Source organism: Bradyrhizobium sp. MV1.5 (assembly GCF_055807615.1).
Genome location: NZ_JBVVPL010000020.1, coordinates 82,696 through 104,206, shown reverse-complemented (window position 1 = coordinate 104,206; position 21,511 = coordinate 82,696). Strand labels below are relative to the sequence as shown.

The following is a 21,511-nucleotide window of genomic DNA, read 5'->3' as shown; positions in this document are numbered from 1 at the left end:
CCACCCCCCCCCCGCCCACCCCAACCACCACCCGCCCGGCCCCCCCCTTGGGGCCGCCCCCGCCACCCCGGGGCGCGGCAAACCCCCGCGAACCCGGAATCCAGAGGTTATGGCGCGAGATTCCGGGTTCGCGCTTTGCGCGCCCCGGAATGACGATGGGATAGCGGGAAGGATCATGCTCTCATCTCACCGGTACGGCGCGTCGAGTTCGATCGCTTTCGCGATCTCGCGTTCCCAGCGGTCGCCATTGGCGAGCAGCTTGGCCTTGTCATAGAACAGTTCCTCGCGGGTCTCGGTCGCGAACTCGAAGTTCGGACCTTCGACGATGGCGTCGACCGGACAGGCTTCCTGGCAGAGGCCGCAATAGATGCACTTCACCATGTCGATGTCGTAGCGCACGGTGCGGCGAGTGCCGTCGTTGCGGCGCGGACCGGCCTCGATCGTGATGGCCTGCGCCGGGCAGACCGCTTCGCACAGCTTGCAGGCGATGCAGCGCTCTTCGCCGTTCGGATAGCGGCGCAGCGCATGCTCGCCGCGGAAGCGCGGCGAGATCGGGCCCTTCTCGAAGGGATAGTTCAGCGTCGGCTTCGGCTGGAAGAAATAGCGCATGGCGAGGAAGAACGCCGAGACGAATTCCGACAGCAGAAGCGAGCGTGCAGTGGCGTTGATGTTGATACCCATGACGGCCCTCACTTCGGCGCGATGCCGGCAAAGTGCAGCACACCGGCCACTACGATCACCATCGCCAGCGACAACGGCAGGAAGACTTTCCAGCCGAGGCGCATCAGTTGATCGTAGCGGTAGCGCGGCACGATCGCCTTGGCCATCGCGAACAGGAAGAACATGAAGAACAGCTTCAGCGAGAACCAAATGATCCCCGGCACCCAGTTGAAGGGCGGCAGGTCCACCGGCGGCAGCCAGCCTCCGAGGAACAGGATCGTCGCCATCGCGCACATCGTGGCAATCGCGACATACTCGCCGAGCATGAACAGCAGATACGGCGTCGAGCCGTACTCGACCATGAAGCCGGCGACGAGCTCGGATTCCGCTTCGACGAGGTCGAACGGCGGGCGGTTGGTTTCAGCCAGCGCCGAGACGTAGAAGATCACGAACATCGGGAACAGCGGCCAGACGTACCAGTTCAGGATGGTCAGCTGCGGCAACCCGATCAGGCTGGCGAGGCCACGGACATGCTGTGCCTCGACCACGGCCGAGAGGTTCAACGTGCCGGCGCAGAGCAGCACCGTGATGATGACGAAGCCGATCGAGACCTCGTAGGACACCATCTGCGCCGCCGAGCGCAGCGCCGCCAGGAACGGATATTTCGAGTTCGACGACCAGCCGGCCATGATGATGCCGTAGATCGACAGCGACGAGATCGCAAAGATGAAGAGAATGCCGACATTGATGTCGGAGATCACCCAGCCGAGATTGGTCGGGATCACCGCCCAGGCGGCGAGCGCGAGCACGCATGACACCAGCGGTGCCAGCAAGAACACGCCCTTGTTGGCGCCGGACGGGATGATCGGCTCCTTCAGCACGAACTTCAGGAGGTCGGCGAAGGATTGCAGCAGGCCCCACGGACCGACCACGTTCGGGCCGCGGCGGATCTGCACCGCCGCCCAGATCTTGCGGTCGGCAAGCAGGATGTAGGCGATCGCCACCAGCAGGACGACCAGCACCAGGACGCTCTCCGCGATCATGATGATCAGCGGCCAGAGGAACCCGGTCCAGAAGGCGCTTTCGAAGAATTCCATCAGGTCACTCCGCTGCGGTCAGCATCTGCCCGGAGGCAAGCCGCGAACACTCCGCCATCACGGCGGACGCACGCGCGATTGGGTTGGTCAAATAGAAGTCCTCGACGAGCGGCTTGAACGGAGCCTTCTCCGTCGTGCCGCCCTTCCCCGCGAGCTTCTTGATCTGGTCGGCCGAGCCGGCCTCGATCTGGTCGAGACGGATCAGGTGCGGCACCGCCTTGAAGATCGCCTGGCGCAGGGCCGACAACGAGTCATAGCCGAGCTTCTTGCCGAGCGCCTCCGAGAGCGCGCGGACAATCGCCCAGTCCTCGCGGGCCTCGCCCGGCGGAAATGCGGCGCGTCCGGTCATCTGCACGCGGCCCTCAGTGTTGACGTAGATCGCCGACTTCTCGGTATAGGCGGCTGCCGGCAGGATGACGTCGGCGCGATGGGCGCCGCGGTCGCCATGGGTGCCGATATAGACGACGAAGGTGCCGTCCGACGGCTTGATCTCGTCCGCGCCGAGCAGGAACAGCAGATCGAGCGTTCCGAACGTCGTCATCTGCGCCGCATTCAGCCCGCCCTGACCGGCAACAAAGCCGATATCGAGCGCGCCGACGCGCGAGGCGCTCTCGTGCAGGACGCCAAAGCCGTTCCAGCCGTCCTTGAGCGCGCCGACATCGAGCGCGAGCTTGGCGGCCGCTGCAAGAACGGCGGCGCCGTCGTGGCGCGAGGCGGCGCCGGCGCCGACCATGATGATCGGATTCTTGGCGTTCTTCAGCACGTCCATGAAGGAGTGCTTGCCGGCCGCGAGTTCACCTAGCGTGTCAGTGCCTGCGCCCAGATGGTCATAATCGTAGGTGAGATCGGCCTTGGCGCCGATCACGCCGACCTTGAAGCCGCCGGCGCGCCAGCGTTTGCGAATGCGGGCGTTGAACACCGCCGCCTCTTTCCGCGGATTGGCGCCGATGATGAGCAGCGCATCGGCCTGCTCGACGCCGGCGAGCGTCGGATTGAAGATGTAGGAGCCGCGGCCAAGTGCGGGATCGAAGGCGTCGCCGCCCTGCACTGCCAGATTGGCCGAGCCGTATTTGGCCAGCAGATCCTTCAGCGCGAACATCTCCTCGACGCCGGCGAGGTCGCCCGCGATCGCGCCGATCCGCTTGCCGTCGGTGCGCGCCGCCTTGGAGGCGATCGCGGCAAAGGCCTCGGGCCAGCTCGCCGCGCGCAGCTTGCCGGCTTCGCGGATATAGGGCCGGTCGAGGCGCTGGGTGCGCAGGCCGTCGACGACGTGACGGGTCTTGTCCGAGATCCACTCCTCGTTCACGGCCTCGTTGATGCGCGGCAGGATACGCATCACTTCACGGCCGCGCGTGTCGACGCGGATCGCAGAGCCCAATCCGTCCATCACGTCGATCGACTGGGTTTTGCCGAGCTCCCACGGGCGTGCGGCGAAAGCATAGGGCTTCGAGGTCAGCGCGCCGACCGGGCAGATGTCGACGAGATTGCCCTGCAATTCCGAGGTCAGCGCGTGCTCGAGATAGGTCGTGATCTCCATGTCCTCGCCGCGGCCGGTCGCGCCCATCTCGGGGGCGCCGGCCACTTCCGCCGAGAAGCGGACGCAGCGGGTGCACTGGATGCAGCGGTTCATCGACGTCTTAACCAGCGCGCCGAGATATTTGTCCTCGACCGCGCGCTTGTTCTCGGCGAAGCGGCTGGTGTCGACACCGTAGCCCATCGCCTGGTCCTGCAGGTCGCACTCGCCGCCCTGATCGCAGATCGGGCAATCCAGCGGATGGTTGATGAGAAGGAATTCCATCACGCCTTCGCGCGCCTTCTTCACCATCGGCGAACGGGTGGAGATTTCCGGCGGCTCGCCCTTGGGACCCGGACGGCAATCGCGCACGCCCCAGGCGCAGCTCGCGACCGGCTTCGGGCCGCCCTTCACCTCGACGAGGCACATCCGGCAATTGCCGGCAATCGACAGCCGCTCGTGATAGCAGAAGCGCGGAATCTCGGCGCCGGCCGCTTCGCACGCCTGAAGCAGCGTGTATTCGGCGGGGACATCGATCTCTTTGCCGTCGATGATGAGCTTGGTCATTGTCTCTACTCCGCCGCGACCATGTTCACGGGATCGCGGACGCCGGCATCGTCGATGTCGGCCTTATGCGAATACTGGTCGATGCGCGCTTCGATCTCATGACGGAAATGCGCGATCAGGCCCTGGATCGGCCACGCTGCGGCGTCGCCCAGCGCGCAGATGGTGTGGCCTTCGACCTGCTTGGTGACTTCCAGCAGCATGTCGATCTCGCGCTTGTGGGCGCGACCGTCGGCCATGCGGGTCAGGACGCGCCACATCCAGCCGGTGCCCTCGCGGCACGGCGTGCACTGGCCGCAGCTCTCGTGCTTGTAGAAATAGGAGATGCGGGCGATGGCGCGGATCAAATCGGTCGACTTATCCATCACGATCACGGCCGCGGTGCCGAGGCCGGAGCGCAGCTTGCTCAAGCTGTCGAAATCCATCGGCGTGTCGATGATCTGCTCGGCCGGCACCATGCGCACCGAGGAGCCGCCGGGGATCACGGCCTTGAGGTTGTCCCAGCCGCCGCGGACGCCGCCGCAATGCTTCTCGATCAGCTCACGGAACGGAATGCCCATGGCCTCTTCGACGTTGCAGGGCCGCTCGACATGGCCGGAGATGCAGAACAGCTTGGTGCCGACATTGTTCGGACGGCCGATGCCGGCGAACCACGCCGCGCCACGGCGCAGAATGTCCGGCGCGACCGCGATCGACTCGACGTTGTTGACGGTGGTCGGGCAGCCGTACAGGCCGACGTTGGCCGGGAACGGCGGCTTCAGGCGCGGCTGGCCCTTCTTGCCTTCGAGGCTCTCGAGCAGCGCGGTTTCCTCGCCGCAGATATAGGCGCCGGCGCCGTGGGCGACGTAGATGTCGAACGGCCAGCCGTTGACGTTGTCCTTGCCGACCAGCTTGGCCTCATAGGCCTGGTCGATCGCCGCCTGGAGATGCTCGCGCTCGCGGATGAACTCGCCGCGGACATAGATGTAGCAGGCATGCGCGTTCATCGCGCAGCTCGCGATCAGGCAGCCCTCGATCAGGAGATGCGGATCGTGCCGCATGATCTCGCGATCCTTGCAGGTGCCGGGCTCGGATTCGTCGGCGTTGACGACGAGATAGCTCGGCCGGCCGTCGGTCGATTCCTTCGGCATGAACGACCATTTCAGGCCGGTCGGGAAGCCGGCGCCACCGCGGCCGCGCAGCCCCGACGCCTTCATCTCGTTGATGATCCAGTCACGGCCCTTGTCGATGATGTTCTTCGTACCATCCCAGGCGCCGCGGCGCCGCGCGCCCTCGAGGCCCCAATCGTGCAGGCCGTAGAGGTTCTTGAAGATGCGGTCCTTGTCCTCGAGCATGTCAGTGCTTTCCGATCAACGGTTGGCTTGCTTGTAGGCAAGCCCGGCGGCGCAGACGGCGAAGGTCAGCGCCCAGAGCAGACTGGATTCCAGCGTCGCGTTCAGGGCGAAGCGCTGAAGCAGGAAAATGAACGTGGCCGCCACGGCGGAATGCATTGCGACGAAGCCCCACTTCTTCACAACACTGCTCCCTTCAACTGGCGGCGAGGCGAGATCACGCATCAGGTGATCTCCTTCAGCGTGGTCGGCCCACCGGTCGGCGCCGAGAACTGGCGGCCGTTCTGCGGACCTGGCTTGGGCGGATTGCCAGAGGCAAAGCCGTCGAGCACCTTGCCGAAGCTTTCCTTGGTCAGATCCTCATAAGTGTCCTTGCCGATCAGCACCATCGGCGCGTTCACGCAGGCACCGAGGCACTCCACCTCTTCCCAGCTGAAATTGCCGTCCTTGGAGAGATGGAAGGGCTCGTGATGGATGCGATGCTCGCAGACGTGGATCAGATCCTCGGCGCCGCGCAGGCGGCACGGCGTGGTGCCGCAGACCTGGACGTGAGCCTTCTTGCCGACTGGGGCCAGCTGGAACATCGTGTAGAAGGTCGCGACCTCGAGCACGCGGATATAGGGCATGTCGAGCATGTCGGCGACTGCGCGGATCGCGGCCTCCGAGACCCAGCCGTCGTGCTGTTCCTGAACGCGCCAGAGGATGGCGATCACGGCCGAAGCCTGGCGCCCGGCCGGATATTTCGCGATCTGCTGCTTGGCGAACGCGAGGTTCTCCTCCGTGAACGCAAAGCTCGCGGGCTGGACTTCCTTCGGTGCTAATCGGCGAACGGACATCTCTTCAATCTCTCACTGCACGCGGCGCGCGGTTTTCGCATTCAGGGCATTGATCCTGTCCTGCCAGAATGCGCTTGCGGTGCCGAAAACATTGTAGCCGACGTGGGTCGAGACCTTGATGCGGTCGAGGATCGACAGCTCGGTCACCGTCTCCATACGCCTTGTGCTGGGATCGTAGACGATCAGCTTCAGCGGGGTGTGTTCGAGGATGTAGCGCGAGACCGCATGCGAGCGGTCGCTGCCGTGCTCTTCGCACATGATGACGCTGTCGGCCTGGAGCAGCCGGGCGCCGCCCTTGATCGCCTCGATCTCGACGCCCTCGACGTCGAGCTTGATCAGGTACTTGCCGCTCGCGGCGATCTTGCCGTCGTCGATGAGATTATCGAGCGCAATGACCGGCACGTCCTCGCCGCCCGCCGAGGCATCGCCGGCGATGCTGAAGGCCTCGTGCTTGGTGCCTGACAGACGCGCGGTGCCACGGGCCGCGCCGATCGCGCATTTCATGGTCTCGAAGCGGCTGCCGTTGATGCGGGCGTTGTTGGCGAGCTTCGGATGGTTCTGACCCGACGGCTCGATCGCGATCGCCTTGTGCGAACCGAACGGCTTGCTCGACACCAGCACCGACCAATAGCCGTAATTTGCGCCGCAATCGAGCAGCGTATAGTCGACCTCGATGGAGTCGGCGAACAACAGCTCCAGCTCGTCCTCGTAATTGTAGGAGCGGTTGAGCAGCTTGCTCCAATAGCCGTCGCCGTAGGGAAATTCGAACACGGCGTCGGGGTTGAGCTTGATCGCGATGTTGCGCTCGGGCAGCGTCTTGCGCAGCAGATTGGCGCAGGCGATGTAGCCCATATGCGAGAAGTGCGAGGAGATCTTCGATCCCGTCACCAGCGCCAAGGCAGCCGTCCGCTCCCACAGGTTGGCCCCTTCAAGGGCCCCCGAGGCACGGTCAAACTGGATCGGCGCCTGCGCCATCACCGATCGACCTCTCCGAACACGATGTCGAGCGAGCCGAGGATAGCCGAGACGTCGGCGAGCAGATGGCCGCGGCAGATGTGGTCCATGGCCTGCAGATGCGCAAAGCCGGGCGCGCGGATCTTGCACTTGTAAGGCTTGTTGGTGCCGTCCGAGATCAGAAAGACGCCGAACTCGCCCTTGGGCGCCTCGACCGCGGCATAGACTTCGCCGGCCGGCACGTGGACGCCTTCAGTGTAGAGCTTGAAGTGGTGGATCAGCGCTTCCATCGAGCGCTTCATCTCGCCGCGGCGCGGCGGCGCGACCTTGTTGTCCTCGACGACGACGGGGCCCTTTCCGTCGGCTGCGTTCAGCTTCTGGATGCACTGCTTCATGATGCGCACGGACTGGCGCATCTCTTCCATGCGGATCAGATAGCGGTCGTAGCAATCGCCGTTCTTGCCGATCGGGATGTCGAAATCCATCTCGGCGTAGCATTCATAGGGCTGCGACTTGCGCAGGTCCCAGGCCGCGCCCGAACCGCGCACCATCACGCCGGAGAAGCCCCACTCCCAGGCTTCCTTCAGCGAGACGACGCCGATGTCGACGTTGCGCTGCTTGAAGATGCGGTTGGCTGTGAGCAGCCGGTCGAGATCTTCGACCACTTTCAGGAACGGATCGCACCAGGCATCGATGTCGTCGACCAGCTTCTGCGGCAGGTCCTGATGCACGCCGCCGACGCGGAAGTAGGCTGCATGCATGCGGCTGCCGGAGGCGCGCTCGTAGAACACCATCAGCTTTTCGCGCTCTTCAAAGCCCCAAAGCGGCGGGGTCAGCGCGCCGACGTCCATCGCCTGCGTGGTGACGTTGAGCAAATGCGACAGGATGCGGCCGATCTCGCAATAGAGCACGCGGATCAGCTGCGCGCGGCGCGGCACCTCGATGCCGAGCAGCTTTTCTGCAGCCATGCAGAAGGCGTGCTCCTGGTTCATCGGCGCGACGTAGTCGAGACGGTCGAAATAAGGGATCGCCTGCAGATAGGTCTTCTGCTCGATCAGCTTTTCGGTGCCGCGGTGAAGCAGGCCGATATGCGGGTCGACGCGGGCGACGACTTCGCCGTCAAGCTCCAGCACCAGGCGCAGCACGCCGTGCGCCGCCGGATGCTGCGGCCCAAAATTGATCGTAAAGTTGCGAAGCTGTTCGGGTTGCTCGTTCATGTTCAGACCTTCGGCCCCGCTTTTTCATCACCCGGAAGGACCGGATAGTCGGCGCCCTCCCACGGGGACAAAAAGTCGAACTTGCGGAATTCCTGGTTGAGCCTGACCGGCTCGTACACCACCCGCTTCTCCTGGTCGTCGTAGCGGACCTCGAGGAAGCCGGTGGTCGGGAAATCCTTGCGCAGCGGATGCCCCTCGAAGCCGTAATCGGTCAGGAGGCGGCGCATGTCGGGATGACCGACGAAGATCACGCCATAGAGGTCGTAGGCCTCGCGCTCGAACCAGTCGGCGCCTGGAAACACCTCGATCAGCGACGGCACCTGCGTGGTCTCGTCGGCCTGGGCCTTGAGCCGGATCCGCGCGTTCAGGGTGGGTGACAGGAAGTGATAGATCACGTCGAAGCGCTTCTCGCGCGAGGGATAGTCCGCCGCCGTGATGTCTGTGAAGTTGACGAAGCGGCAGTTCGGGTCGTCGCGGAGGTACTTGACCACCTCGACGATCTTGCTGGCTTCGACATCGACCGTGAGCTGGTTGAAGGCCACCGAATGACCGATGGCGGCGCCCGCAAGCGCGCTAACGATCGTCTGCCCCAGGGCGTCGAGCTTGGCGTCGTCCATGACGTAAAACCTTAGCGTTCGATGGTGCCGGTGCGGCGGATCTTCTTCTGCAGCAGCAGCACGCCGTAGAGCAGCGCTTCCGCCGTGGGCGGGCAGCCCGGCACGTAGATGTCGATCGGCACGATACGGTCGCAGCCGCGCACGACCGAGTAGGAATAGTGATAATAGCCGCCGCCATTGGCGCAGGAGCCCATCGAGATGACGTAACGCGGCTCGGGCATCTGGTCGTAGACCTTGCGCAGCGCCGGCGCCATCTTGTTGGTCAGGGTCCCCGCGACGATCATTACGTCCGACTGACGCGGCGAGGCGCGGGGCGCGAAGCCGAAGCGCTCGACGTCGTAACGCGGCATCGACACCTGCATCATCTCGACCGCGCAGCAGGCGAGACCGAAGGTCATCCACATCAGCGAGCCGGTACGCGCCCAGGTGATGAGGTCGTCGGTCGCGGCCACGAAGAAGCCTTTGTCGGATAGTTCCGAGTTGACCTCGAGGAAGAACGGATCATTGGCCCCAACCGGCTTGCCGGTCGACGGGTCCAGGATGCCCTTGGGGGCCGGCGCGAGAACCGGACCGGCGGACGACACAGGGTTCAATCCCATTCGAGTGCGCCTTTCTTCCATTCATAGGCGAACCCGACCGTCAGCACGCCAAGGAACACCACCATGGACCAGAAGCCGGTCGCGCCGAGCTTGCCGAACGCCACCGCCCAGGGAAACAGGAACGCCACCTCGAGGTCGAAGATGATGAAGAGGATGGCGACGAGATAGAAGCGGACGTCGAACTTCATGCGGGCGTCGTCGAAGGCGTTGAAACCGCACTCATACGCCGACAGCTTTTCCGGGTCCGGCTGCTGGAACGCCACGATGAAGGGCGCGATCAGCAGCACCAGGCCAATGAGGCCCGCTACCCCGATGAAGACGACGAGTGGAAGATAGTTCTGCAGAATGCCGCTCATTGACGAGCCCTTTTTCCCGCAGCCTCGGGACAGCCACGGATTCGTCCAGTTTGGAATTGTTCTGAGCCTTAGCGCAGTGCACCAATGGGCGCAAGACACGCTCTTTTTAGGCCCTTTGTCGCCCTCAAAACGGTGGAAATCCCGGAATCACCCCGCGGCTGGTATGGAGCAGATCGAGCGCCCCAGCAAGGGCGCCCCAATCAGTCCACACGCGCTGGGCCGTGACGTCCGTTGTTGGGAAGGCTCACTTTATCTAGGCCGCGACGCAGCAAAGTCCAGATTACAACGAGGACAGGCGCGCCCACGATCGGGCGACCGATCCGGGAGCCATGCATCACGATCGGCCCCGGGCCCGTCTGGCGAATACGTCGGGCGGGCGGCGCCCGCTTCTGCCGCCGCGGAAAATCAGTGGCGAGCGCGGCGGCGACGTGGCTTGGTCGTCACGCGCCGCGCTCGCATGAGCTTCGGGCCGGGGGGCATCGCCCGCGAGCTCATCGATCTCGTGGTGGAAGCCGCTGACGAGCCGGGCAGGCTCTCACGATGGCCTTCCCTCGCCTGCTCGTCATCTGCCTCACCATTTGTAGGAGACGCTGGCGGTCACGCGCCGGCGGTCGCCGTAGAAGCAGGAGGACGCCGCCGCGCAGCTCGCGACGTAGACCTTGTCGGTCAAATTGATCACGTTCAGCGCGGTGCGCCAGTTCTGCCACTCATAGTGGAGCGCGAGATCGCCGAGCACGACTGCGGGAACCTCGAGGGTATTGGCGGTATCCGCCCACGACGACCCGATATAGCGGACACCGCCGCCGAAGCCGAACCCTGCGAGCGGCCCGTCCTTGAAGGTGTAGTCCGCCCAGCCGGACACCAGCAGCTCGGGCGTGTTGGTCGGGGTCTTGCCGACCAGCGACGGGTCCAGATCCCTGCTGTTGAACAAATGGTAGGCCGTGAACGAGCCGATCAGCTTCAGCTCACGCGTGGCGTTCGCCACCGCTTCGAGCTCGATGCCGCGCGAGGTCACCTCGCCGGTCTGGTTCTGCAAGGTCGTGACGACAGGATCAGTGGTTGCCACGTTCTGGCGCTTCAGGTCGAACACCGAGGCGGTGAAGTAGCCGTCAAATCCCCGGGGCGCGACCTTCATGCCGATTTCGGCCTGCTGGCCGGTCTCCGGCAGGAACAGCTGGTTTTGCGCGTTGAGGCCGATGATCGGATTGTAGCTCGTGGCGTAGGACACATAGGGCGCGATGCCGTTGTCGAAATTGTAGATCAGCCCGGCGCGTCCGCTGAATCGGCTGTCGTCGCGGCTGGCGAGCGTGGCGCCGGTATCGCGGGCAGCCTGCGTCGTCTCGACCCAATCGTTGCGGCCGCTCAGCACCAGCGTGAAATTGCCGAGCTTCATCTGGTCCTGAAGATAGGTGCCGGCCTGCTTCTGCGTGATCTGGAAGTTGCGGAACGGTGCGCCCGTCAACGGAATGTCAAATCCATAGGCGGGATTGAAGACGTTGATTGAAGGGACGGTGCCGAAGTTGAAAGCCTGATAGTCGTCGATCTGATAATCCTTCAAATCGACCCCGAACAGCATCGTGTGCCGCACCGCGCCGGTGTTGAAGCGGTACTCCAGCTGGTTGTCGAGATTGGCCTGGTTGGCGGTGTTCTTCGCATACCAATTATAGCGACCGAGATTAGCTGTGTTGATGTCAGCCCAGTTGTTGCCGACGTAGCCGCGATAGGTCACGTCGACATGGGCAAAGCGCGCATTCTGCCGGAACGTCAAATCGTCGGTGAGATTGCGCTCGAACTGATAGCCCAGCATCTCCTGCTCGCGCGTGAACTTGTCGACGCTGGGATCGCCGGCGAAAAAGCTGGTCGGAATCTTGCCGAACGGTGCGTTGGCCACCGTGCCCTCATAGGGCAGGAAGTTGATGCCACGGGTTTCCTGCCGGGACGCTGAAGCCAGTACCGTGAACGTCGTGTCGGCGTCCGGCCTCCAGGTCACCGACGGCGCGATGAAGTAATTCTTGTCCGGCGTGAAATTGACCTGCGTAGGGCCGTTCTGGACCTGGCCGACGACGCGGTAGAACAGCTTGCCGTTCTCAGAGCTCGTCGCGACCGGACCGCCGACATCGAAGCCGACATAGGCGTTGCCGAAATTGTTGACGCCGGTCTCGATGAAACGGACGGGCTCCGCCGGCGGCATCTTGCTGATGACGTTGACGATGCCGCTCGGGCTCGATCCGCCATAGAGCACGGCCGATGGGCCGCGCAGCACCTCGACGCGCTCCATGTTGGGCGTCTGGAGCTTCCAGCTCGCATAGGATGTGTAGAACAGCTGCATGCCGTCGAGAAACAGCCCGACGTCGTCGGACTTGAAGCCGCGGATCAGCCACCAGTCGTTGCGCGTGTCAGCGCCGAAGGTCCCGGCGCGGACACCGGCGGTATAGCGCAGGACCTCATCGAGCTTGTTCGCCTTCTGGTCGCGGATCTGCTCCGCGCCAATCACCGACACCGCCTGCGGCGTCTCCATGATCGGCGTGTTGGTCTTGGTGCCGGACGAACTGCGGCCGGCGACGTAGCCGTGCACCGGGCCGAGCGGGGTCTCCACGAAACCGACATTGCGCTGCGGCTGCGGCTTGCTTCGGTTGGCGGTCTGCTCGGATGATCGCGGCGCGCGGCGCCGCGCTTCCGGCGCGGTGACGGTCACCGACGGAATGTTTTGCGCGCCACTCTGCGCAGGAGATTGTGCAAGCGATGCCTGCGGCAGAAAAACCCAAGCGGATGCGGTCGCCAATACGGCCGACCGCAGCATTCCAAGACTGTTCAACGCGCAACCCCAAAACTGCGTGTTTTGATTTGCACATGCCGTCAGTCCCATGACGGCATGTGCTTGCGGTGACGCTTAGGGGAGCGCGCGCGAATTCCCTAATTGAAAGCCTCTTAGAAGGAGTCTTAGAAAGAGTCTTGGAAAGGGTCTTGGACGCGATCCAACATGTTCCGGGATCGCAGAAACGTCAGCGCGAAATCTTCTCGCTCTCAAGCATCTCGGCGGCGATCGCCGTCAGCTGATCGACCTGATGCAGCAGCATCTCGAACTCGGCTTCGCTCAGATGTTCGCGCAAACGCCGATTGCGCTCCTGCGCTCCGGCGACGATCGCATCATGCGCCGCAAGGCCCGTTGCGGTCAGCGAGACCAGCACCTCGCGGCTGTCCTTCGGGTTGGCTGATTTCGCGATCAGCTTGCGCGATACGAGTTCCGCAAGCGCGCGGCTGATCTGCCCCTTGTCCTGGCCGACGGCTTCGGCAAGCCGCGCCACGCTCATCGGCGGCCGCCGGCCGAGCGAGGCGACCAGGCCGAACTCGACGGAGGACAATCCGGCGAGACGCTTGTAGCGCAGGATGGCGCCGCGCTTGAGCAAATTGGCCAGCACCATCAGCCGCGACGACAGCATCACGGTGATCGGCGCCGGCGGATCGCTCGCGTCCGTCTCGGCCGACGGCCCGCCCCTGCTCTCGGTCTGGCTCATGATCCACCTCTGCCAAGAAAGCCGAGGCCTGCCAAGCCCAGGGCGGTCTCCGCTCGCCGCCCAGTCAAATGCGATTGAGAGGCATTAGGAATATCGTTGACATTGTCATCGATCCACTCTTCACTGGGTACAAGGCATCAAAAAAAGGCCTGCCAGTACGGCCGACAGCGGGAGGATCAGCATGACCATCACCCAGCGGGATCGCGATCTCGGCACGGCCTATGCGATGAAGCCCGCGCACACCCGCACCGAGCTCACCTCGGTCGTGCGCGGCACGCCGATGGGCGAACTGCTGCGACGTTACTGGCATCCGGTCGGGCTCATCAGCGACGCCACCGATACCCCAAAGAAGGTTCGCGCGCTGGGCGAGGACCTGGTGCTGTTCCGCGATAAGCACGGCCGCGCCGGCCTGCTGCACGCCCGCTGCTGCCACCGCGGCACCACGCTCTATTATGGCAAGGTCGAGGAGGACGGCATCCGCTGCTGCTATCACGGCTGGAAGTTCGACACCGAAGGTCATTGCCTGGAGCAGCCCTGCGAGCCCGATGGCGGCCAGTTCAAGGACAAGGTGCGCCAGCCCTGGTATCCGGTCGAGGAACGCTACGGGCTGATCTTCGCCTATATGGGCCCAGCCGAGAAACGCCCGGTGCTGCCGGCCTATGAATGTTTGGAGACCATGGACGACGGCGAGTTCGTCGAGGCCGACGATTCCTCGATCGGCGGCGGTGGTCCCGCGATCATCCCCTGCAACTGGCTCCAGCATTTCGAGAACGTGGTCGACCCCTACCACGTGCCGGTGCTGCACGGCTCGTTCTCGGGTCCGCAGTTCACCAACATGATGGCCTCGATGCCGGAGGTGACGTTCGACAAGACCCCGCGCGGGATCGCGGTGCGTTCGATCCGCAAGCAGGATGACGGCCGTGAGTTTTACCGCCTCACCGAGGCGGCGCTCCCCACCTTGCGCGTCGTTCCAAACCCGCGCGTGGCGCAATTCGCCCGCGTCGAGTCGATCGGCTGGACACTGCCGATCGACGACACCTCGTTCCGCATCTACGTCGCCGGCCGCGTCAAGAGCGCCGGCGACATCGGCCGCATGCGCTCGAAATTCAACGGCAAGTTCTGGTGGGACATGACCGAGGAAGAGCACCAGCAATTCCCCGGCGACTACGAGGCTCAGGTCGGCCAGGGACCGCAGACCATCCATTCCGAGGAGCATTTCGGCCAGAGCGACCGCGGCATCCTCTTGATCCGGCGCATGCTGAGCGAGCAGCTCGAGGCGATGGAAGCAGGCCGCGATCCGATCGGCATCTCGTTCGATGCAAGCGCGCCTCCGGTCGAATTCGAAGCGGGGAATTACATCCGCGAAGGCTGACCTGCCAGCTCCAGTCAGGGCTGGACCGACAACGATAACAAAGACTAATTGGGGGAAAGCGATGGTCGATGTGACGTCACAAATGTCGGTGCAAACGGCCGCCACGGCAAAGCCCTCGCCGCGGCGCTATTATGTGCTGGGCCTGCTCACGATCATCTACGCGCTGAACTTCCTCGACCGCACGATCTTCAACGTGCTGATCGAGCCGATCAAGAAGGAGTTCCAGCTCAGCGACACCATGATGGGCTTGCTCGCGGGCTTCGGCTTCGCGCTGTTCTACTCCCTGCTCGGCATTCCCATCGCGCGCGTCGCCGACCGGCTCAACCGGCGCAACATCGTCGCCGCTGCGTTCGCGTTCTGGAGCGCGATGACGGCGTTGTGCGGCGCCGCTTCGAGCGTCACTTCGCTGGCGCTGGCGAGGATCGGCGTCGGCATCGGCGAGTCCGCGGGCTCGCCCGCCTCGCAATCGATCGTCGCTGATCTCTTCGCCAAGAATGAGCGTCCGCGCGCGCTCGGGATCTACGCCGTCGGTACCTATCTCGGCGTCTTCCTCGGCTATTTCGTCGGCGGCTACGTCAACCAGCACTATGGCTGGCGGATGGCGTTCTACGTCGCGGGCCTGCCCGGCATCCTGCTCGCTATTGTCCTGTGGCTGACGATCTCCGAGCCGAAGCGCGGCGCCATGCAGGAGAATTTCGTGCCCGAGCCGCTCGGGCCGACGCTGCGCTTCCTGGCCTCGCAGCAGAGCTTCATCATCGTGTTGATCGGCTTCTGTCTCACCACTTACACGAACTACGCGACCGCGGCCTGGATCCCGCCGTTCCTGGCGCGCGTGCACCATCTGTCGAGCGCCGAGATCGGCACCTATGCCGGCACCTTCAAGGGCCTCGCCGGCATGGCCGGCACCCTGCTCGGCGGCTTCGTCGTAGCGCAGATCAGCCGCCGCGACGACCGCTGGAAGCTGTGGGCCCCCGCGATCACCTCGGGCCTTGCCGGGCCGGTGTTCGCGCTCTGCATGCTGACGCAGGACTTTGCGATGATGGTGGCCATGCTGGCGCTGACCTCGTTCCTGGTCGGCTTCCACCTCGGACCGATCTTCGCGATCGCGCAGACGGTCGCCAAACCGAGCATGCGGGCGCTGGCCTCCGCCCTGATCGCGCTCACCGCGACCTGCTTCGGCCAGGGCGTTGGTCCGCTCGCCGTGGGCGTGGCCAACGATGCCCTGAAGGGCGCTTACGGCGCCGACGCCGTGCGCTATTCCCTGCTCTCGGCGGCGGTCACGACCACGCTGGGGGCGCTCCTGTTCGTCTGGGCGGCGCGAACCATCCGCACCGACATCAAGCGAGCGAGCTAGGCGCCCATGAACGCCAGCATGTCCGCGATCAGGCGGTCGCTGTGCGTCAGCGGCAGCGGATGCGGGCCGCCTTCGTAGACGGTCAGCTTGCTCCCCTTGATTAGTTTTGCGGTCTTTGCACCGGTCAACGGCAGCGGCGCGCTGGCATCCTTGTCGCCATGAACGATCAGCGTCGGGCGATCGATCTTGGCGGCTGCCGCGCGGAGATCCGCGAAGGCGATGGCCTTGCGGCAGGCCAGCGCCACCGGCAACGGCACGCTCAGCATCATCTCGCGGATCCAGGTCCGCGTGATCTCGGGTGTCTCGGCAGTGAAGAACGGCGCTTCGTTCGCCGCAATCCATTTGGGGAAGTCGCGCGCGATGGCCGCGTTGTCGGCCTCGATCATCGCCTTCGGCACCGCATCCGGATTGTCTTCGGTCTTGATCAGGAATGGCGTCGTCGGCGCAACCAGCACCACCCTTGCGATCCGGTCCGATCCGTATCGTCCGAGATAGTTTACCGCCTCGGCCGTCCCCATCGAGAAGCCGACCAGTGTCACGTCGCGCAGGTCACGCGCCTCGATCAACGCGGCGACGTCGTCGGTCAGCGTGTCCAGGTCATAACCCGCGGACGGCATCTCGGACCGGCCATGCCCGCGCCGATCGGGTGCAACACAGCGGAAGCCATTTGCGTTGAGGGCGGCAATCTGGCTGCCCCACGTGCTGGCGTTGAACGTCCAGGCCGAAAGCAGCAGCACCGGTCGGCCGCTGCCCCAATCCTGCACGAAGAGTTTTGTGCTGTCCCTGGCCGTCACAAAGGACGGCCGTTCATTCCGCTGGGCCGCTGCTGCCACTGGCGCGCTGACACCAGACGCTGCCGCGAAGGCGGTCCCAAACAACGTGGCTTCGAGGACGGTTCGACGGTTCATGGCGCTTCTCCCTTGCCGATACTCTTGCGGATCTGTCGGCCCATCGGTCTCGGCCGATGAAAACGATCATGACAAGGCGGGATCACCTCCGCGATTACGCGCCAGGTAAGATCGCTTGAGGCGCTCCCGCCGCCCGCAGGCGAAACCAGACAAACGGCCGGATGAAACCGTTTTGCGGAACCCGCGAAACCATCCGGAAACAGACCGTCCTTACAAGAAGAGCCATAGACGGCGGCAAAGCCCGTCGGGAGGCTCACATGAACCACTCCATCCACTCTGCTGATCGTGCGACCCACCTGAAGATCGTGGTGGTGGCGCTGGTAGCCGGAATTACGGTGGCCGCCTTCGGGATCGCAGCACGCACCAATGCCGATTACAGCCAGACCGCCCAGTCCGCCCACGTCATCAAGGCCGGCAAGCCGGTCGTCGTGACCAGCGCCGGGACGTCGGAGATCCGCTGATACCGCCCCGCTCCGGGCTGACAAAGGCCGCCGCCTGGCGGCCTTTTTTCGTTTTCCAGAGCAATGCTTAGCCGAGACCTGCCGGTGAAGCGCAACATCCTTGACTTCACCCAGCCCCGCCTTTAAGTCCCCCCTCGTTCCGCGCGCTTTCAGCGAACCACGCGGGAGTAGCTCAGTTGGTTAGAGCGCCGGCCTGTCACGCCGGAGGTCGCGGGTTCGAGCCCCGTCTCTCGCGCCATTTTGGCAATTCCTTCATAGCCTTAGAACAAACTTCTACACGCCTTTCGCGGCTGTGACGGCGATTGCCGGCATCCGTCGAGAATTCGCGCCATAGTCAGCCCAAGCCCGAATCGTCTAGGCCTTCCAGGACTTGGAGGGATCCCCACGCTTTAGCGGTTTTTTCCGGGGCCCCTGTGATTAAGGAGGCCAGATATGGCTAAGAAGGATTCCGCGAAGAAGGCTGCCGCTCCGGCCACCATCACGCTCAAGCACCTCGCCGCCGACATCGCGGAAAGCCAGGACCTGTCGAAGAAGCGCGCCGAGGCCGTTCTGACCGACATGGTCGACCTGATCACCAAGCACCTGAAGAAGGGCGACCGCGTCCGGATCGTCGGGCTTGGAATCCTCCAGGTCCGCAAGCGCGCCGCCCGCACCGGCCGCAATCCCGCCACCGGGGAGCCCATCCACATCAAGGCCAGCAAGAAGGTCGCCTTCCGCCCGGTCAAGGAGCTGAAAGAGGCGATCTGACCCCTCACGTTTCGTTAAGCCTGATCAGCGTCCTCCGGCCTCACCGCGCCCTGCTTTTCTGGTATACCGCCTCTCTCCCCTGACCCGGCGGTTTGACCAGAAATGTCCTCCCTCACCTTTTCGCATACCGTGACCGAGCGCTTCCTGCGCTACGTCACCATCGACACCCAGTCCGATCCGGAATCCCCGAGCTCGCCCTCGACGGAGAAACAGAAGGACCTCGGCCGCGTGCTCGCCGCCGAGCTCAGGGAGATGGGCGTCGCGGACGCGCATCTCGACGATTACGGGTACGTCTACGGAACGATCCCGGCGAACACGACCAAGAAGGTCCCGGTGATCTGCTTCTGCTCGCACATGGACACTTCGCCCGACGTCACCGGCAACGACGTCAAGCCGCAGATGGTGAAGAACTATCGCGGCGGCGACATCACCCTCCCAGGCGACACCAGCCAGGTGATCCGCTTCGCCGAGCATCCGGCGCTGAAGAACCAGATCGGCAACGACATCATCACCACCGACGGCACCACACTGCTCGGTGCCGACAACAAGGCCGGCGTCGCCGAGATCATGGATGCCGCGCATTTCTTCATCAACAACCCGCAAGTGAAGCACGGCACCATCAAGATCCTGTTCACGCCCGACGAGGAGATCGGCCGCGGCGTCGACAATGTCGACATCAAGAAGCTGGGCGCCGATTTCGGCTACACCATGGACGGCGAGAGCGCGGGCTGCGTCGAGGACGAGACCTTCTCGGCCGACGGCGCCACCATCACCATCAACGGCGTCAGCGCGCACCCCGGCTATGCCAAGGGCAAGATGGAGCACGCGATCAAGATCGCCGCCGCGATCGTCGAGCGCCTGCCGAGGGAAGGCTGCTCGCCCGAGACGACATCAGGCAAGCAGGGCTTTCTGCATCCGATCGGCATCGAGGGTGCGCTGGAGCATGCGACGCTTTCGTTCATCGTGCGCGACTTCACCGAGGAAGGGCTGAAGGAGAAGGAGATCCTGCTCGAGACCATCGTCAAGGACGTGATGAAGGATTATCCGCGCTCGACCTACACGTTCGAGGTGCGGGAGCAGTACCGCAACATGAAGCAGGTGATCGATCGTCACCCGCACATCCTCGAATACGCCATCGAAGCGATCCGCCGCGCCGGCCTGCGTCCGATGCGCACCGCGATCCGCGGCGGCACCGACGGCTCCCGCCTGTCCTTCATGGGCCTGCCCTGCCCCAACATCTTCGCCGGCGAGCACGCGTTTCATTCGCGTCTGGAATGGGTCAGTCGGCAGGACATGGAGAAGGCGGTGCAGACGATCGTCCACCTCGCCATGATCTGGGAGGAGAAGGCCTAGGCCTCTCGTCAAAGCAACATGGCCGGGATCGCTCCCGGCCATCGTCCTGCATGTCAAGGCACCGGCATCGCGCGCGGAGAGCGATGGAACCGGTTCGAGCTTGCCATCCAGTTCGGCAGCGGCTCTCCATCCCGGTGCCGCCCGCCGGCAACCGCCGCAGCCCAGGCCACCGCAGCGCCGATCAGGGTTGCGGCCGCAACGGAGAAGGCGACGATGATGGAGTTACGACGCGCCCGGTGGATCGCCGTCTTTGAATCCGTAATCGCCGCATCGACCCGTCGTTCCGAGTCGGGCGCCGCGAGGCCCGTCAGCGCAGCCACCTGCTGCACGAGGTAGGCCCGGTCATCGGTGCTGACGCCGCTGTGGCTCGACGACGTCATCAGGACGCGTCCGGCTTCGGCCCGGGCTTCCCTGAGGTCCGTGTTAGGGGGCCGCCGCGGCGCGCGAAACAGCTTGTCCAGCTCGTAGCTCAGCAGAGGCTCGGCGGCGGAGGTACTGCTGGCCGAACTGCGCATCGGCGAACGATCAATCGCAGCTGCGCCGAGCATCGCGAGCAGAGCGGCACCAAGCAGCACGGCGAGCGCCCAGGACATGAGGCCATGCAGCCCGTCCCGCCGTTCGCCGTCGTCTTCGATCGTTGTGACCGCCGGGGCTGGTCGCGTTGTCCGGCCGGCGACATAGCCGCCGAAGCCGAAGCTGATAATCGCCTGGATGATCAGATACAGCCCCGACAGCAAAGCCAGCGCCGCCGATGCATCGCGCCATGTCGGCGAGGCTGAACTGACGCCCAGGCCGACGGCGACTCCAAAGCCGACCAGGATGAACGACATTGCGCCGGCAGCCAACGCGCCTGCGATGACCGAGCTCCACTGGATGGTGCGCCGGTCGTCGGCAGCGGCGCCGCCGCCTTCCATGATCTCTTCCCGTATGAGAGTTTCCATCGTCATCGCTGCTCTCTCAGCGCAGGCCGAAGAACGACAAGATCGCCATGACCACCACGATCAAGCCGATGAGATAAATCAATCCGTCCATGGTCCGTCCTCCTCAATTTCTCCTCGTCGCTAATCACAACGAAGAAAGAACGTTCCAAACTGACCGAGGCGCGGGAACGAACCGGCGCGCTGCGAATTATCTGTCCAAGTCCCAAGGACGAAATTTGTGAGCACGAAAGCCCCAGTCGGTCAGTCCCGGCTGGGGCTTTCTTTTTGGGCGGCGGTTCCTGTCCTATGTTAACGACGCCGGCTCTCCGATCATCAAGGATGCGATCGGGGCGGAACCTCCGGATTGGGAGAGCCGCGTGGATCGCAGAACCGCGTGCCTTCATCAGGCAGATGCATTCCGGGAAAAGGCGATCGCCGATCCCGAACACCACGACCAGTGGATCGATGAAGCCATCAAATGGCTGGAACGAGCCATGGAAGCCGGCTGTCGCGCCGTCGTCACAGTCGAAGCCGACGATGTGGCGAACGTGGCAGGCGGAGCAGCAGCCGATGCTCGGCTGAGCTTGATCACACGCCAATGAGAAGAGCTGGCGTCTCCGCTCCCACTGCGGCAATTGTTCCAGGGACGCAACAATGTTGCGGGTCGACACTGTTCCGGCCCTCATGCTAGGCCGGGCGCAGACCGCAACCAGAGTGACATCGTGCTCGCCAACCGCCAGCCCTCAGGATCTTGCCGGCCGCGCAACTGGCGCGGGCTGCTGGCTGTGCTGATCGCGGTTGTCTACCTGCTCGCGGGCGCTCTGCATGGCCTGCACGACATCGACGTCACCACGCCGGGTGGCGGCTCGGAGATCAGCGCGGTCCTTGACGGCTCCACAGATCACAACGACCACAAGGCCGTCGGCGGGCACCATTGCCATGGCTGCTTCTCGGTGACGGTGGCGCAGCCGTCGCCACCGGCCGCATCGATCGGGCTCGTCTCCGCATCGCGCCCGCAACGCGCACCCCGGCTCGCCGGCATTGTTCCCGATCCCGACTCCCCGCCTCCCAAACATATGGCCTGAACGGATTGGTCGGGCGCCACGCGCGTCCATTCGGTCATCATTTACAGGTCGG

Annotated in this window: 22 protein-coding genes and 1 tRNA gene; 8 read left to right on the top strand and 15 right to left on the bottom strand. The window is 64.2% G+C overall.

What is annotated here, in order from left to right; all coding sequences use genetic code 11:
- Positions 1 to 186 precede the first annotated feature (186 nt).
- The 13 genes from nuoI to AC0L2J_RS19980 form a co-directional block, all read right to left on the bottom strand.
- Positions 187 to 675 (bottom strand): NADH-quinone oxidoreductase subunit NuoI, encoded by a 489-nt coding sequence (gene nuoI / locus AC0L2J_RS20040; RefSeq protein ID WP_026232873.1) that lies wholly within the window; start codon positions 673 to 675, stop codon positions 187 to 189.
- A gap of 14 nt (positions 676 to 689) precedes the next feature.
- Positions 690 to 1,757, bottom strand: a complete 1,068-nt coding sequence (nuoH, locus tag AC0L2J_RS20035; protein WP_007610979.1) for an NADH-quinone oxidoreductase subunit NuoH — start codon at positions 1,755 to 1,757, stop codon at positions 690 to 692.
- 4 nt (positions 1,758 to 1,761) lie between these two features.
- Positions 1,762 to 3,837, bottom strand: a complete 2,076-nt coding sequence (gene nuoG / locus AC0L2J_RS20030) for an NADH-quinone oxidoreductase subunit NuoG (RefSeq protein WP_063996142.1) — start codon at positions 3,835 to 3,837, stop codon at positions 1,762 to 1,764.
- A gap of 5 nt (positions 3,838 to 3,842) precedes the next feature.
- Complete coding sequence (gene nuoF / locus AC0L2J_RS20025) at positions 3,843 to 5,168, bottom strand: NADH-quinone oxidoreductase subunit NuoF (RefSeq protein WP_007610981.1); 1,326 nt, start codon at positions 5,166 to 5,168, stop codon at positions 3,843 to 3,845.
- 15 nt (positions 5,169 to 5,183) lie between these two features.
- Positions 5,184 to 5,390 (bottom strand): hypothetical protein, encoded by a 207-nt coding sequence (locus tag AC0L2J_RS20020; protein WP_007610982.1) that lies wholly within the window; start codon positions 5,388 to 5,390, stop codon positions 5,184 to 5,186.
- Positions 5,390 to 6,001 (bottom strand): NADH-quinone oxidoreductase subunit NuoE, encoded by a 612-nt coding sequence (gene nuoE, locus AC0L2J_RS20015; RefSeq protein WP_007610983.1) that lies wholly within the window; start codon positions 5,999 to 6,001, stop codon positions 5,390 to 5,392. Before nuoE ends, AC0L2J_RS20020 begins: the two co-directional genes overlap by 1 nt.
- A 12-nt stretch (positions 6,002 to 6,013) precedes the next feature.
- A complete protein-coding gene (locus tag AC0L2J_RS20010) occupies positions 6,014 to 6,976 on the bottom strand; it encodes an FkbM family methyltransferase (RefSeq protein WP_473247940.1) in 963 nt (320 codons plus the stop codon).
- Positions 6,976 to 8,172, bottom strand: coding sequence for an NADH-quinone oxidoreductase subunit D (locus tag AC0L2J_RS20005; RefSeq protein WP_007603549.1), 1,197 nt, complete (start codon positions 8,170 to 8,172; stop codon positions 6,976 to 6,978). The genes AC0L2J_RS20010 and AC0L2J_RS20005 overlap by 1 nt, the downstream gene beginning before the upstream one ends.
- 2 nt (positions 8,173 to 8,174) lie before the next feature.
- Positions 8,175 to 8,789: an NADH-quinone oxidoreductase subunit C gene (locus tag AC0L2J_RS20000; RefSeq protein WP_007610986.1), complete on the bottom strand. Its 615-nt coding sequence runs from the start codon at positions 8,787 to 8,789 to the stop codon at positions 8,175 to 8,177.
- Between the two features lie 11 nt (positions 8,790 to 8,800).
- The gene (locus tag AC0L2J_RS19995; protein WP_007603537.1) at positions 8,801 to 9,388 is read right to left on the bottom strand and encodes a NuoB/complex I 20 kDa subunit family protein; all 588 of its coding nucleotides are present in this window, start codon (positions 9,386 to 9,388) and stop codon (positions 8,801 to 8,803) included.
- On the bottom strand, positions 9,379 to 9,744 hold the full coding sequence (locus AC0L2J_RS19990) for an NADH-quinone oxidoreductase subunit A (RefSeq protein WP_007603535.1): 366 nt from the start codon (positions 9,742 to 9,744) through the stop codon (positions 9,379 to 9,381). The genes AC0L2J_RS19995 and AC0L2J_RS19990 overlap by 10 nt, the downstream gene beginning before the upstream one ends.
- A gap of 571 nt (positions 9,745 to 10,315) precedes the next feature.
- Positions 10,316 to 12,544, bottom strand: a complete 2,229-nt coding sequence (locus AC0L2J_RS19985) for a TonB-dependent siderophore receptor (protein WP_473393461.1) — start codon at positions 12,542 to 12,544, stop codon at positions 10,316 to 10,318.
- A 202-nt stretch (positions 12,545 to 12,746) separates the two neighbouring features.
- Positions 12,747 to 13,259, bottom strand: coding sequence for a MarR family winged helix-turn-helix transcriptional regulator (locus tag AC0L2J_RS19980; RefSeq protein ID WP_473393403.1), 513 nt, complete (start codon positions 13,257 to 13,259; stop codon positions 12,747 to 12,749).
- Positions 13,260 to 13,440: 181 nt separating this feature from the next.
- Here AC0L2J_RS19980 and AC0L2J_RS19975 point away from each other — a divergent pair, with 181 nt between their 5' ends.
- Both AC0L2J_RS19975 and AC0L2J_RS19970 read left to right on the top strand, forming a co-directional pair.
- A complete protein-coding gene (locus AC0L2J_RS19975) occupies positions 13,441 to 14,631 on the top strand; it encodes a Rieske 2Fe-2S domain-containing protein (RefSeq protein WP_473393400.1) in 1,191 nt (396 codons plus the stop codon).
- A 61-nt stretch (positions 14,632 to 14,692) separates the two neighbouring features.
- Positions 14,693 to 15,985, top strand: coding sequence for a spinster family MFS transporter (locus AC0L2J_RS19970; RefSeq protein WP_473393397.1), 1,293 nt, complete (start codon positions 14,693 to 14,695; stop codon positions 15,983 to 15,985).
- On the opposite strand, the gene AC0L2J_RS19965 is transcribed toward AC0L2J_RS19970, so the two are convergent.
- Positions 15,982 to 16,893, bottom strand: coding sequence for an alpha/beta fold hydrolase (locus tag AC0L2J_RS19965; protein ID WP_473393393.1), 912 nt, complete (start codon positions 16,891 to 16,893; stop codon positions 15,982 to 15,984). The genes AC0L2J_RS19970 and AC0L2J_RS19965 overlap by 4 nt on opposite strands.
- A 257-nt stretch (positions 16,894 to 17,150) precedes the next feature.
- On the opposite strand from AC0L2J_RS19965, the gene AC0L2J_RS19960 reads away from it, so the two are divergent.
- The 4 genes from AC0L2J_RS19960 to pepT all read left to right on the top strand — a co-directional run bounded on the left by AC0L2J_RS19960 (position 17,151) and on the right by pepT (position 19,454).
- Positions 17,151 to 17,354, top strand: a complete 204-nt coding sequence (locus AC0L2J_RS19960) for a hypothetical protein (protein ID WP_007603528.1) — start codon at positions 17,151 to 17,153, stop codon at positions 17,352 to 17,354.
- 161 nt (positions 17,355 to 17,515) lie between these two features.
- Positions 17,516 to 17,592 (top strand) — tRNA-Asp (locus tag AC0L2J_RS19955).
- Positions 17,593 to 17,786: 194 nt separating this feature from the next.
- Positions 17,787 to 18,101: an HU family DNA-binding protein gene (locus tag AC0L2J_RS19950; protein ID WP_007610993.1), complete on the top strand. Its 315-nt coding sequence runs from the start codon at positions 17,787 to 17,789 to the stop codon at positions 18,099 to 18,101.
- A 102-nt stretch (positions 18,102 to 18,203) separates the two neighbouring features.
- Positions 18,204 to 19,454, top strand: coding sequence for a peptidase T (pepT, locus tag AC0L2J_RS19945; RefSeq protein ID WP_473393390.1), 1,251 nt, complete (start codon positions 18,204 to 18,206; stop codon positions 19,452 to 19,454).
- Between the two features lie 53 nt (positions 19,455 to 19,507).
- Here the strand turns inward: pepT and AC0L2J_RS19940 are convergent, their stop codons facing one another.
- Positions 19,508 to 20,401: a hypothetical protein gene (locus AC0L2J_RS19940; protein WP_473393387.1), complete on the bottom strand. Its 894-nt coding sequence runs from the start codon at positions 20,399 to 20,401 to the stop codon at positions 19,508 to 19,510.
- A 350-nt stretch (positions 20,402 to 20,751) separates the two neighbouring features.
- On the opposite strand from AC0L2J_RS19940, the gene AC0L2J_RS19935 reads away from it, so the two are divergent.
- Both AC0L2J_RS19935 and AC0L2J_RS19930 read left to right on the top strand, forming a co-directional pair.
- Complete coding sequence (locus AC0L2J_RS19935) at positions 20,752 to 20,976, top strand: hypothetical protein (protein WP_473247949.1); 225 nt, start codon at positions 20,752 to 20,754, stop codon at positions 20,974 to 20,976.
- A gap of 120 nt (positions 20,977 to 21,096) precedes the next feature.
- Positions 21,097 to 21,459, top strand: coding sequence for a hypothetical protein (locus AC0L2J_RS19930; RefSeq protein WP_473393383.1), 363 nt, complete (start codon positions 21,097 to 21,099; stop codon positions 21,457 to 21,459).
- Positions 21,460 to 21,511 lie beyond the last annotated feature (52 nt).